Source organism: Paenibacillus sp. J31R109, assembly GCF_059692055.1.
This window is the reverse complement of record NZ_JCAUAR010000003.1, coordinates 225,269-238,643: the sequence shown is the minus strand read 5'-3', so window position 1 is coordinate 238,643 and position 13,375 is coordinate 225,269. Positions and strand designations below refer to the sequence as shown.

The 13,375-nt window shown below is 40.1% G+C and carries 10 protein-coding genes; all 10 read left to right on the top strand.

Going from position 1 to position 13,375, the window contains the following annotated elements; genetic code table 11:
- The first annotated feature begins 670 nt into the window (after positions 1 to 670).
- The gene (locus AC58QT_RS11095) at positions 671 to 2,029 is read left to right on the top strand and encodes a protoglobin domain-containing protein (protein WP_497409027.1); all 1,359 of its coding nucleotides are present in this window, start codon (positions 671 to 673) and stop codon (positions 2,027 to 2,029) included.
- 213 nt (positions 2,030 to 2,242) lie between these two features.
- Positions 2,243 to 2,680 (top strand): hypothetical protein, encoded by a 438-nt coding sequence (locus tag AC58QT_RS11090; protein WP_497409026.1) that lies wholly within the window; start codon positions 2,243 to 2,245, stop codon positions 2,678 to 2,680.
- A 48-nt stretch (positions 2,681 to 2,728) separates the two neighbouring features.
- Positions 2,729 to 3,937, top strand: a complete 1,209-nt coding sequence (locus AC58QT_RS11085; protein WP_497409025.1) for a methyl-accepting chemotaxis protein — start codon at positions 2,729 to 2,731, stop codon at positions 3,935 to 3,937.
- 21 nt (positions 3,938 to 3,958) lie between these two features.
- Positions 3,959 to 4,393, top strand: coding sequence for a hypothetical protein (locus AC58QT_RS11080; RefSeq protein ID WP_497409024.1), 435 nt, complete (start codon positions 3,959 to 3,961; stop codon positions 4,391 to 4,393).
- 405 nt (positions 4,394 to 4,798) lie between these two features.
- Positions 4,799 to 6,121: a CBM96 family carbohydrate-binding protein gene (locus tag AC58QT_RS11075; RefSeq protein WP_497409023.1), complete on the top strand. Its 1,323-nt coding sequence runs from the start codon at positions 4,799 to 4,801 to the stop codon at positions 6,119 to 6,121.
- Positions 6,122 to 6,230: 109 nt separating this feature from the next.
- Positions 6,231 to 8,018 carry a sensor histidine kinase gene (locus tag AC58QT_RS11070; protein WP_497409022.1) on the top strand — a complete coding sequence of 596 codons (1,788 nt, stop codon included), beginning with the start codon at positions 6,231 to 6,233 and terminating at the stop codon, positions 8,016 to 8,018.
- Positions 8,011 to 9,627 carry a response regulator transcription factor gene (locus AC58QT_RS11065; RefSeq protein WP_497409021.1) on the top strand — a complete coding sequence of 539 codons (1,617 nt, stop codon included), beginning with the start codon at positions 8,011 to 8,013 and terminating at the stop codon, positions 9,625 to 9,627. Before AC58QT_RS11070 ends, AC58QT_RS11065 begins: the two co-directional genes overlap by 8 nt.
- A gap of 190 nt (positions 9,628 to 9,817) precedes the next feature.
- Entirely contained in the window at positions 9,818 to 10,753 is a 936-nt protein-coding gene (locus AC58QT_RS11060) for an ABC transporter permease (RefSeq protein ID WP_497409020.1), read from the top strand.
- 24 nt (positions 10,754 to 10,777) lie between these two features.
- Positions 10,778 to 11,740 carry a carbohydrate ABC transporter permease gene (locus AC58QT_RS11055; protein ID WP_497409019.1) on the top strand — a complete coding sequence of 321 codons (963 nt, stop codon included), beginning with the start codon at positions 10,778 to 10,780 and terminating at the stop codon, positions 11,738 to 11,740.
- 53 nt (positions 11,741 to 11,793) lie between these two features.
- Positions 11,794 to 13,344 (top strand): ABC transporter substrate-binding protein, encoded by a 1,551-nt coding sequence (locus AC58QT_RS11050; RefSeq protein WP_497409018.1) that lies wholly within the window; start codon positions 11,794 to 11,796, stop codon positions 13,342 to 13,344.
- Positions 13,345 to 13,375: the final 31 nt, after the last annotated feature.

Below are 13,375 nucleotides of genomic sequence, written 5' to 3'. Positions count from 1 at the left end.
ACTCATTTTAATAATATAATGTTCAAATACTGGAGAAATCGTTAAGAGCGTTCCCCTTAACTACTAGACTCTCTTACACAGCTCATTCAGCAGGTTCAAGAATTATCCATATTATATATGGAAAAGTCAAATGTGTATATGGAGTAACTCTATATTCAAGAGCAGAGCCCGCATCACATTGAATTTACCGCATTCTCGAACATAAATGGAGAGCTGACGGATGGAAAGCTAGACGATTAAAGGATTGAAATCGAGATAATGTAAACCAACGCCGCCAATCAACAATCCTCTCTCAAAGCTCCCCCTACATGTTGCTCCCTCAATCAACTAGAATAGTGCCATTCGGCCTGATACTAGCAGTGGTATATGAAGTCCATAAAAGGACCTCGATAGGATCCAAATCACATCCATGGTTCATTAATCAGATAACTCTTTACGATTCGACGTTACATGAGTGCTCCTTGTAGTATATTTCGGATCTGTTTAGAATTTATTCGGTTATCTTACATGAAATGGTTAAATGAAACTATACACAGTGTTAATAAAATCTAGTTTGATCATACTCTTTTCCATAATATAAAATTCATGATATTGGAGAAGTAGAAGTGACTGCAACTAATATCGATTTAAGACTAGATTACAAGACTTGAGAGTTGGAGAGTGACGAAGAATGACCCAGAATAAGCCACCCATAAAAAAAAGGCAGTTGTTCATTCCTGTTTTGAATCGCTTTGCTGGAAACAAATACCACAAGTTCGATGAAAGTTGGCGAAGTGGGCACCAGTCGACAGTTCCGGCGACCATCGAAATGCAAGACCCGGTCATTCTGAAACAACTGGAGATGATCGATCTGACACTGGAAGAAGTGCGTTGTATACAGTCTGTTCAGCCGCTCGTGCGTCTGTACATCGAGGATATTGTGGACGGTTTTTACCAAACGATCACAGGCGTAGAATCACTCCAAGCAATCATTACAAGCAATAGTACGGTCGAACGGCTTAGACAAACGCTAAAGTCGCATCTGATCGAGATGTTCAGCGGGCGAATTGACGAGGAGTATTTGCAAAAGCGGATGCGCGTCGCCGACGTGCATAGCCGGATTGGACTCGAGCCCAAATGGTACATGGGCGCGTTTCAGAATTTGCAGAACACACTGATGCTCCTTGTAAACCGCAATGTCGAAGATCGCGATGAAAGCCTGCGCATCAGCAAAGCGATTACGAAAATTCTCAATTTTGAGCAACAAATTGTGCTGGAGGCGTATGAAAAGGAAAACGTCAGGCAGCGGGAACTGCAGTACGAACAGGTCAAAGAGGAATTAAAGCGGAAAATCACCACTGTCAGCGAAGAGATTGCGGCAGTGTCAGAGCAGACTAACACTTCGGTGCAAAATCTGATTGCAGCGGCGGACGAAGTGAACGATTCTGTCGAGCGCAGTGCTGGGGCGTCCCGTGAGACGCAGTCGCTCGCCACGGAAGGGCAAAACCAGCTGACCGCGCTGGAGGCGAGCATTACGGCAATCTATCAACGCTCGGCGACAGCTGAAGCGCTGGTTGTACAACTCACTTCGTCGGTTACTCAGATCGGTCGAGTCGTCAACATTGTGCAGGAGATTGCCAGCCAGACGAATTTGCTGGCGCTGAATTCGGCGATCGAAGCGGCCCGGGCGGGTGAGCACGGCAAAGGCTTCGCGGTGGTTTCCGACGAAGTGCGCAAGCTGTCGAACCAAACGAAGCAATCTGTCGATCAGATTAAGGCATATATTGGGGAAACGGGTGATTTTGCGGCTAAAGTTGCCGCCGAAATCCATCAGGCGAACAAGATTATCGAGTTGAGCAAATCTGAGGCGGAGGCAACGGAAGCCGCGTTTGAGCGAATTGTACACTCGATGAACAGCAGCCTGCATGATGTGGAGAGTTCGTTAGCCGGAATGCGGCAGCTTGTCGTTTCAATTGAGGAGATCGGCCAGGCGACCGATAAAGTTGTCATCTCCGCTGATCAGCTCCAGCAAGCCGCGCGTTTTGCCTAAAGTAAGCTTCATAATTAGTTCATTTAAAGGCTTGAGGAATCAAGTCTTTTTTGCTTCGTGTTTACAACGTCAAGTGGTTAAATAAAACTATACACAGCGTTAATAATCTCTAGATTGATCATACTCATTTAATCATATATCGTTCATGATACTGGAGAAAAATTAGAGATATAAATATAAATCAATAACTAACATGAGGAGTTGGACATTCTTATGAAGATTACAACTTGGCTTAAGGCAACAAGTGGTGTTTTTATTTTATTGTCGGTTTTGAATGGGGCGAGTATTTATCTGCTTGATAGCAGTGTGGCGCATGAGCGATCCGCTGTGAAACAACAAGCTGTATTCAAACAATTAGGGATCGATTTAGCCAATGCCTCGGACTATTTAACAAACGAAGCAAGAGCTTATGTGCAGTTTGGAGATAAAGTTCATTATGACAACTATTGGAGAGAAGTTAACGAAACCAGAACTAGAGATCGCGTCTTGGTTGAATTGACTAAATTGGACGCACCGAAAGAAGAACTGGATCTCATTGCAAATGCAAAACAAAATTCAGATATCCTTGTCACAACGGAAGAAGCAGCATTGAAAGCTGTGGAGAGCAAGGATTTTACGAAAGCCCGGCAGCTCATGTTTGACAGCAACTAAGACTCAAACAAAAAAGTCATTTTGGAATCACTACAACAGTTTCAGCTAATGATGAATACGAGAGAGGAAAGTGAAGCAACTACTGCAAAAAATAAGGCAAGCTTAATGCTTACGGTAACGATACTCTTTCTCGTTATTACATTTGCACTCCTACTTGCAATGATCATTATGATTTTTGTGAAATTAAAACATCTTCAGCTCGTCAATGAAAAAATAGCCGAACTTGCAAAGAGCGGTGGCGATCTCACGGGAAGACTGCATTATACAAGCAAGGATGAGATTGGAGAAATTTCTAATTCTTTAAATGCGATGATGGAAGCGCTGCAATCGATTATTAGAGATGTTCGAGATACTTCCCGGAGTGTATTAAGCTCGTCAAGCAAGTTGGTTATAAATACAAAAGAAACCGCAAGTGCAACAGAGGAAATTACGAAACGTGGAGCAGTTATTGAGCAAGGTGCAATAACTTCTGTGCAAAATACGCTTGATGCATACCGTGCAATTGAAGAAATGTCCAAGGGTGTGCTGCGGGTTGCTGAATCTGCAGAGGATCTTTCTGAAGCAGCATTTAATACGGAGCAAGACGCTCAACATGGGGTAGGTTACATTCAGCAAGTCAATTCTCAGATGGCTCAAATCGGACACTCTGTTAGTGATACGGTAACTATTGTGGAACAGTTAAAAGAAAGATCAGCTCATATTGAAAATATCGTTTCCACGATATCTGGTATATCAAAGCAAACAAATTTGCTTTCACTGAATGCATCAATTGAATCGGCAAGAGCAGGTGAACATGGCAGAGGGTTTTCTGTTGTCGCAAATGAAATTCGTAAACTAGCCGAGCATTCCTCCGCGTCGGCAAAGCAAATAACGATACTTTTAGTAGGGATTAAAAATGATTCGCTTGAAACAGAACGAGCGATGCAACAAGTGACAGAAGAGGTGCTAAACGGTCAAAAAAGGATAGAAGACACGATAGTATCATTTGAAAGTATTTTGAAATCAAGCCAGCGAGTGGCAGAGCAAGTCCAAGAAATCTCTGCTGTTAGCGAGCAAATGGCGGCTGGCTCAGAAGAAATTGCTGCTTCCGTTGCTGATATGGCATCTGTTGCTGAAGAATCACTTAAAGGAGTGAAAAGTGTTAACGATATGACGGTAAAGCAAAATAGCTTAGTTAAAGAAGTTTCAACCTTTACCGAATTACTCAGCAAAGATTCCCGAAATTTAGAAAACCTTGTTATGAAATTTAAAGTATAGCGGAAAGGAGGGCATCGTCAAATGATATTAAAACGAGATAGAATCTCTGTAGAAGAGGTACAAGGACTAATTGAAAAAGAAAGGGTAAAATTTGATAAGTACATACTATGGGGTGATCCAGTAGAGGGGGAAATGTTTGTTCACCTTCCAACTGGGGGAGTGCACATTGTAAAGGTTGCAGATTGTAATGAACAGTTGGTCTTTTGTATTTACAGCAATGAAGATAGAGAGTTCATATATGAAGAATGCTTTCCCTTATTAAGTACAGGTAATCTCATTGAGCTGCTATCATTCGATTTGACTTTCGAATGTAGGACAAGAGGGGATAACAAATGGCGTGCCTTTCTGGATCATGAACATTTTGAAAGTGAAAAAGGCCAAGATTTAGTTGCCTTTTTGTGGTCACTATTAAGGAAAAGACTCAATGGAGAGGTTGTGGGCGGTAGCTGCTATTAAGTCATTTCCGAACAGAGAGTACCTAGTGCATGATCGGCGGGTTGTGAGGTTTCGGGAGGGGCGGTTGCTTTATTAGATTAGTATTGAAAATACAGCTAATTAATACAGGCTTTACGAGAAATCGTAGGGCTATTTATTTTATCAAAATAAAGAATAGTTGCAGACAAAATTTGTCCCAAAACTTAAATCTTGTCATAATAGCGTCAATTAGATCACATAAGTTCGTTGTTGAGACTGAGATATTAATAATATGATTACTTATGCCCAACATGAATTAGCTAGTGGTTCTTCTCTAACATGTGCTTGTCGGAGGAAGGGGGTCAGTTCAGAACAAAAGCAGGGGAATATGTTCTAAAATTGATAGCGTTTTTCATGAGATGCATTGAAAAACTGGAGGTTAAAATTATGGTAATTAAGAGTAAAATTTCTTTGATATCATCATTTTTGGTCACTCTAATGGTTCTATCTACTTTGTTTTTTGTTGAAAGTAAAGAAGCTAATGCGGCAACTGTAACCAGTAATGCTTCGGATGATGCAACCATGTGGGGAACAAGTTTAATTGGACCTACAGCAACAACGATGGCAGTGAATTTTTCGCAAGACAAAAGATCGTACATGAAATTCAATGTCAGTAACTCGGGAACCATTACAACAGCTGTACTTAATGTGAAGTGTATCGTTGGTGGAGTAGCGAATATAGGCGCATATGCTGGAACAGGAAATGATACTTGGAATCAGACGACACTTGCTTGGAATTTCCAGCCTGCTCTAGGTGCCTTGTTATCATCGAAAAATATGACTTTTGTGGCAGGAATGACGTATTCCTTCGATGTTAAACCACTTGTGAATGGCAATGGAACGTATTCCATCATCTTAAAGGGTATTTCCGGAAATGAAGTTACTTTTTCCACAAAAGAAGGAACAACCACACCGAACATTGTTACGACTACGACTACAACTCCACCCCCAAGTGGACCAGACCTTACGGGTTATACACTATTTAGAGATTACTCGTTTGGAACATCACGTAACGTCAACAGTATCACATCTCTTTCCAATTCATTTAACGCTTATGGTGTAGCAGGAACAACGGTCATTAATAATGAATGGCAGCGTTATCAACCTATTAATAGCACAAATCATAATTTAACATCTACAACTTTGGAGTTAACAGCAACACCAAACTTAGGCGGCGTCTATGATGGAGGAATAAGCAGCGGCCAAATCACGACGAAGGAGACCTTCTATCCTTACGATGGGAAAACCTATATTTTTCAGCTAAGAGCTAAGATACCTAAAAAAGTGGGAGCTTGGCCTGCTTTCTGGCTGTATTCTCCTGGTGGTGCTGGATCTACGACTTCTGAAATAGATATCGTTGAATTCTTTGATACACCTACACAGAATACGTATGACTGGACAGGATTTGATCATGGTGATGGTGTATTTTCTGATTATTACAGTATCATGACGAATCAATGGGTCTGGCATCCTGGAACGGATTTTTCAGATGACTACCATCTATATACGCTCATTTGGAAGGAAGGCAATATTCAGAAGTGGGTAGATGGAACCTTAGTTAAAGGAACGCTATTTAGATGGGATGGCCCAGCACCTCAGGTTCTCATTAACCTAGCCATGGGTGGAAATACGAATAATAATCCAGTTGCCTCTTCGTTCCCAGCAGCTTTCTCCTTAGATTACTTCCGCGTATATGTGAAAAATAATTAAATAGACAGTAAGAAAACCCTCCCTCTGTTCAAACGGATGGAGGGTTTAAATTAACACTTTCCTATGACATGTATATCCAATAGAATGAAATTAAAAAGAGGTTAGCGGAATGCTTCGAAAAAAAACATTGCAATTCAAATTCATTCTTGGTTTTTTTATCGTTACGGCTCCATTGATCTTTTTTCTGTTTTACAATAATTTTTATTCGATGAATGTCGTTCGAAATGAAGTGTCGCAGTCTTACTATGATCTTCTAGAATCCAAAGTTACCTTGCTGGATCAAACATTGGAAGATACGAGCAATTATATTTTACGTCTAGGCACTAGTGATTTTTCCTATACCAATTTGATTCCGCTTACATTGTATCCTATGGATAGCGGCGAATATTTCATGGCCAAACAATGGTTTTTACGAAAATTCAAGGATGATCTTAGTATTTATAAAGGAATCGATACGTTCTTTGTCTATTCAAAGAAAAATAATGATATGATCACGCAACAGAATACCTATGAAGATGTGCAAAAATTCGAAGGCGTGTTACATTCGTTTTTTCAAGACAATAAGCAAATTGATTTTCTCAACTGGCAGATCATGTCTTGGGAACATAAAAACTATTTGGTACGCGTCATCGAAATTAGTCCAAAGGAAATTAATCGAGAGCTTTATGTTGGTGCAGTGGTTGATATCGAAAGTTTTTTGCGACCGCTTCAATTGCCTAACCGTGGACGAACTTGGAAAGAACTTCTACTTATGTCCAATGACGGGGCGCCGCTGCTGCCAACATCCTTATCGATGGAAAATGTCAATGAGATTGTTAAAAAAATGAATCATGCTGACTCCAAATATGTGTCGTTTTCAAATGCTGCGAGTGGGACCAAGTATTTGCTTGTTGGCTTCCCTTTTCAGTACGCGACAATGAGTCTCTCGGTCATCATTCCTGAAAAAGTTTTGCTTCAAAAGCTGCTTTATTTTCAACGTCTGCTCTTTTTGATTCCCTTAGGATTGCTCATTGTACTCGTTTTTTATCTATTATTTGTAAAGCAAGTTGTTTTGCTGCCAATGAATATTCTCATTAAAGGGATGCGCCGAATTACCCGTGGGGACCTGGATGTTAGATTAGAAGATAATTCGACCACAGAATTTTCCTTTTTAATCGAAACATTCAACAAAATGTCCTCCCAAATTCATACGTTGAAAATTAATGTATACGAAGAAATGCTTAAAGCGCAAAAAGCTGAATTCAATCATCTACAGACTCAAATTAACCCGCATTTTTATTTGAATTCCTTAAATATCATTTTCAGCTTATCCTTGCTAGAAAAAAATAACTTAGTTCAAGAAATGACCAAACATTTGGCTAATTATTTTCGCTTTATTACTCGGGCGCATCGGGATACGATTTTACTTTCCGAAGAGCTTGGACATATCGAGCATTATTTAGAAATTCAAAAACTGCGTTTTCCCAATAAATTGTTGTTTGATATATCCATGCCAGAGGCGTATTCGCAGCATAGCGTGCTTCCCTTAATGATTCAACCTTTTGTGGAGAATGCCATTATTCACGGGATGGATAAAGGAAAGGCCATCTTTCATATTGAAATAAAGGTACAGCCATCGGTATGCTCACCAGACCGTTATGAGGTACTCATTATCGATAACGGAAAGGGAATTCCAGCGGATAAGTTGCACATGTTTCAAACGGGTCAATATACGGAGGGATTTGGTTCAGGCCATAACCATCTTGGTATTTGGAATGTTCACCATCGTCTACGAATAAAGTACGGCTCACAAGTGAAAATTTTGTTCGATAATGGTGTTGAGAAGGGAACCATCATCCGCTTAATCATACCTATTCAACTGGTCGCAGCAGATCAAGGAGGCATATTGGATGCATAATTTGCTTATTGTCGATGATGAAGTGTATGCCGTAGAGGCACTTTTGAAAGGGATTCCTTGGTCAGAGCTGGGGTATAGTGGCATTTATTGTGCGTACGATGCCGACGAGGCTATGGAAATTATGCGTACGGTTAACATAGATATTATGCTTAGCGATATTGAGATGCCCGGGAGTAACGGACTTGAATTGGTTGATTGGGTGAAAGAACACTACCCTCTAATCGTGACTGTCTTTTTGACAGGACACGCGGATTTCGCTTATGCACAGCAGGCTGTTCGTTTAGGAAGTTTCGAATATTTACTGAAGCCCATTGATATGGTTCAATTGCAGCAAGTGATGCTTAAAGCGCTAGACAGGCTTAAGGAAGTGAAGAAGGTAGATCAATTTGATGAAACCTACCAAACGTATGTGAAGCTGTGGGAAAAGCAGAAGCCGCTGCTGACGGAGCGGTTTTGGCAAGACATTCTATCTCAACGTGTCATTCCGAATGCGGAGAACCTGAAAGAATTACTGCCATCCTATAATCTCTCATTTGATCCGGATACGCTGATTTTGCCAATTTTACTTAGTGTAGAACTTTGGAATAAAGAGTTTAGCTTGCGTGATGAAGAAATTATGGAGTATGCGCTTCGCAACGCCGCGGCGGAAATGTTCTTTCAATCCATGCCTGGGGATGTTATTCAAGATCGAAACGGCATTCATCTCATTTTGATCCATTTGACAGCGCATACAGACCTGCAATTGAACAAATTACACTCGATTTGTTATAAGTATATTGAAGCATGCGCACAATTATTTTATTGCAGCCTGTCTTGTTACGTGGGGAAGCCTGTTCATATCAAGGAGTTAAGTGAGAATTATCATGCATTACTTGATTTGGAAGCATGCAATATTACGAATATGAAGGTTGTTCAATTTCAACAAGGGCAGCCAGCGAATCCTTCGGATCAGAAAAAATCATCTGTTGTGATTGATTGGGTTGACTGGGCAGTATTATTTGAACTTGGTAAAAAAGAAGAGCTCTTGAACCGAATGGAAGCCGTCTTGACAGGGCTTCAAGATCAGACGATCACTTCCGAAACGATAGACGTTTTGTATCATTCGGTGCTGCAAATGGTTTATCAGGTATCACATAAAAGAAATTGGTCCGTAAAGGAGTTCATTGGTTCCAAAAAGTGGGTTGGGGAAGCATCAGCTACACGTTCAATCGTTCAATTTAAGTTGTGGGCATCACGTATTATCACAGCTGGAGTCGATTATATTCATTGCCAAGAGCTGGATAATTCCTCCTTAATCGAAAAAATCAAACAATATGTGCATGCCAACTTAAAGGATGCGACCAGAGAAAGCATTGCCTCCTATGTTTACTTGAATTCTGCCTATTTATCACGGCTGTTCAAAAAAGAAACAGGGCAAACTTTGATGGATTTTATCCTCTATGCCAAAATGACGAGAGTCAAAACCATGCTGACCGAATCGAATCTTAAGATAAGTGAAATTTGCGAAGCAATGGGTTATGATAACTTATCTCATTTTGCCAAAATGTTCAAGAAACAAGTAGGGATTAGCCCGCAAGAATTTCGCAAACATTACCAAAATATAGGTTGACTCCGTAGAAAAACCCTTGAATGAATGTCTTAATTCATCCAAGGGTTTTTCTATGTTACATGAAGATTACTTATAGATATTGATTGTCATAAAACCGTCAGGGAGGTCATGTTACTTCGTAGGAACCTTGATTTCTCACCTTTATAATAAGGGTAACAGAGATGTTCGACAATGGAGGGAGGTGATTACGATGTTTCAAAAATCGAGAAAAGGATCCTTGTTGAGAAATATCTTTAAAGAACGATACCTACTTCTCATGTTGTTACCGGGGACCATCTACTTAATTTTCAACAATTACATTCCAATGTTCGGAACGGTTGTTGCGTTCAAAAGCATTAATTATGCGTTGGGTTTTTGGAAAAGTCCATGGGTAGGTTTCGACAATTTTAAATTTTTGTTTAATTCAAGTGATGCATGGGTGATCACCCGAAACACTATTCTTTACAATCTTGTATTTATTGCATCAACCTTACTGTTTTCGGTTGCCTTCGCAATTTTATTGAATGAATTAAAAAATCGTTACTTTGCTAATCTGTACCAAAGTGTGATGTTTCTTCCGTATTTTTTATCGGCTGTCATTGTTGGTTACTTGGGTTTCTCATTTCTGAGTGAGGAGTTTGGGTTTCTAAATAGGAATATTTTAGCTCCTTTGGGTATTGACCCGATTTCCTGGTACAGTGAGCCTAAATATTGGCCCTATATTTTACCCATTGTCCATATTTGGAAAAACATTGGTTACTCAACCGTTATCTATCTTGCGGCAATCGCAGGTATTGATAAAGAGTATTATGAAGCTGCAATTACGGATGGCGCTACGAAATGGCAGCTAACGAAGAATATCACACTTCCCGCCATCAAGCCGATGATGATCATTCTAACCCTGCTAGCGATTGGTCACATCTTAAATGCGGATTTCGGATTATTTTATCAATTGCCTTTGGATGCAGGGGCCTTATACTCGACGACAAATGTCATTGACACCTACGTATATCGCGCATTGCTCCGCTTAGGGGATACAGGGATGTCATCAGCTGCAGGATTATACCAAGCTGTAGTCGGTTTTGTACTAGTTTTAAGCGTGAATTATCTGGTTCGTAAAATAGATAAACAAAACGCACTCTTTTAGTAAAGGGGAAAGGAGATGATGAGCTTGGATACATCTGTGGCTACGGAAAAGCGTGTACATGATGAAACTGGCATAAAAAGGAAATATAAAGATCCGCTTGCGATTACTAACAAAACAAACATCATGCTGAACTTCTTTTTCCTGTTCTACAGTTGCTTAAGTCTCATGCCGGTCTTACTCGTTGTATCTGTTTCGTTCTCGGATGAAAAATGGGTAGCGCTGGAAGGTTACAAGTTAATTCCCCACAAATTCAGCTTAGCTGCTTATCAATATCTCTGGTTTGATATACAGAATATAATAACCGCTTATGGGATCTCCATTCTCGTAACCGTTGTAGGTACAATTACTGGTTTATTAATCACGGCACTCTTTGCTTATCCATTATCAAGAAATGACTTTCGTTATCGTGGATTGTTCTCCTTCATCATTTTCTTTACCATGATTTTTGACGGTGGTCTTGTTCCCTGGTATTTGGTGTTTGCCAATATTCTTCATATGAAAGATACGATATTTGCTTTGATTATCCCCGGATTATTGATGAATGCCTTCTTCGTCATCGTCATGCGAACATTTTTCCAAACGACGATCCATCCCTCGATTATTGAATCTGCAAGTATAGATGGGGCAAGTGAAGGTAGGATTTTTGCGCAAATTGTGTTGCCGTTATCTCTTCCTGTTCTTGCGACGATTGGATTGTTCTACTCCCTTGGTTATTGGAATGGTTGGTATAACAGCCTAATCTTTATTAACAATGACAAAATCATCAATCTCCAGTACATGATGTATAAGGTCTTAATCAATCTACAGTTTTTAATATCGAATGCGCAGGTCGCCTCTGGTATCAGTTCATCCGAAATCGCCAAGGTGCCGAATGAAACGGTTCGAATGGCCATGTGTATTATTGGAACGGGCCCGATGATATTCGCGTACCCTTTCTTTCAAAAGTATTTTGTAAAAGGTTTGACCGTTGGTGCTGTAAAAGGCTAATTCCAGTTAAACGCTGGTTAGTATATAGTAGACATATACTTAGGAGGTCAAGTATGAAAAATACGAGAAAAACAGTCCAATTATCCATGGCAACCTTTCTTTCGTTATCCGTAGTCATGACAGGATGCAGTACTAAGAAAGAAGAAGTAATTGCAAGCGCAACACCTGTCGCGAGTGAAAAAGTAGAAACGGTCCAGCCGTCCAAGAAGCCTGAGTTGGCTCCGTACACGATCAAGATGGTCGTTCCAGGTTCAGGTGCACCTAAAGATCTAGCGCTGGTGAACCAAGAAGTAAGTAAATACTTGAAGGATAAGATCAATGCTTCCTTTGAGTTATCCGTGATCGATTGGGGTAGCTGGCAGGATAAAGTCAATTTAAAATTTGCGTCAAGTGAACCCTTTGATTTATTACAAACCATGAACTGGGATAATTTTGGTACGAAAATTCAGCAAGGTAATATTATTGACTTGACGGCACTCATTGAAAAAAATGCACCGGATCTCAAAAGAGTAATTAATCCAGTCTTGTTGGATGGATCGAAGGTGAATGGCAAACAGTACGGTTTACCGATTAATAAAGAGATAGCTAGTCAAGCAGGGGTCATGCTGCGCAAAGATTTGGTGGATAAATACCAAATTGACCTTACTAAAATTAAAAAAGTGGAAGACCTAGAGCCGATTTATCAAATGATTAAAGATAAAGAACCTGGTGTGACTCCCCTATATTTGAATAAAGATACAAGTATCGATTGGGTACTGAACCCGTTGAATTATGAGGATTTAGGCGATAGCAGTCCTGGTTCAGTGGTGAGAGGAGCCAAAGATTACAAAGTTGTTAATTCATTTGAAACCCAAAAAGCAAGGGATCAAATGGATTTAGCCCGCAAGTGGTATTTGGCCGGTTACGTTAATAAAGATGCTGCAACCATTGGGGATACGACAGGGGCTTTAAAGGCTGGAAAGGCATTCTCGTATGTCCAACAGCTTAAGCCTGGTAAAGATGCTGAGGATAGTTTGGCTTCCGGTGTTCAATGGGTACAAGTAGAATTAACCAAGCCGATCGTTAGAACTTCCGATACGACGGGATCCATGACATCGATCTCCAGAACTTCAAAGGATCCAGATCGCGCGATGATGTTCCTGAATTTACTTTATACAGACAAATATTTAGTTAATTTGCTCGCTTTCGGAATCGAAGGAAAACATTTTGTTAAAAAGAGCGACAATATTATTGACTTCCCTGCTGGCTTAGACGGTACAACATCAGGTTATGTTTTGAATGGCGCTTGGATGTTCGGTAACCAATTTAATGATTATCTGTGGGCAAATGAAAACCCGAAAAAGTGGGATAATTTCAAAAAGTTCAATGAATCGGCCGAAACAGCAAGTGTACTTGGATTTATTTTTAACCCAGAACCTGTGAAAAATGAGATTGCCGCCTTTAATAATGCGAAAAAAGAGTTTGAACCTGGTTTATTCTCAGGAACCGTTGATCCCAAAGAATATTTACCAAAATATATCAGTAAATTAAAAGCAATAGGTGTAGATAAAATTATTGCCGAAAAGCAAAAGCAACTGGACGAGTGGGTTAAAACGAAGAAGTAAGATAGAAATCACATGAATAGTTAGAGGTGAG

What these genes read in the sequence shown, in the direction of transcription:
- AC58QT_RS11095 (WP_497409027.1), top strand. Translation starts at nt 671, where the DNA reads ATGACCCAGAATAAGCCACCCATAAAAAAAAGGCAGTTGTTCATTCCT.
- AC58QT_RS11090 (WP_497409026.1), top strand. Translation starts at nt 2,243, where the DNA reads ATGAAGATTACAACTTGGCTTAAGGCAACAAGTGGTGTTTTTATTTTA.
- AC58QT_RS11085 (WP_497409025.1), top strand. Translation starts at nt 2,729, where the DNA reads ATGATGAATACGAGAGAGGAAAGTGAAGCAACTACTGCAAAAAATAAG.
- AC58QT_RS11080 (WP_497409024.1), top strand. Translation starts at nt 3,959, where the DNA reads ATGATATTAAAACGAGATAGAATCTCTGTAGAAGAGGTACAAGGACTA.
- AC58QT_RS11075 (WP_497409023.1), top strand. Translation starts at nt 4,799, where the DNA reads ATGGTAATTAAGAGTAAAATTTCTTTGATATCATCATTTTTGGTCACT.
- AC58QT_RS11070 (WP_497409022.1), top strand. Translation starts at nt 6,231, where the DNA reads ATGCTTCGAAAAAAAACATTGCAATTCAAATTCATTCTTGGTTTTTTT.
- AC58QT_RS11065 (WP_497409021.1), top strand. Translation starts at nt 8,011, where the DNA reads ATGCATAATTTGCTTATTGTCGATGATGAAGTGTATGCCGTAGAGGCA.
- AC58QT_RS11060 (WP_497409020.1), top strand. Translation starts at nt 9,818, where the DNA reads ATGTTTCAAAAATCGAGAAAAGGATCCTTGTTGAGAAATATCTTTAAA.
- AC58QT_RS11050 (WP_497409018.1), top strand. Translation starts at nt 11,794, where the DNA reads ATGAAAAATACGAGAAAAACAGTCCAATTATCCATGGCAACCTTTCTT.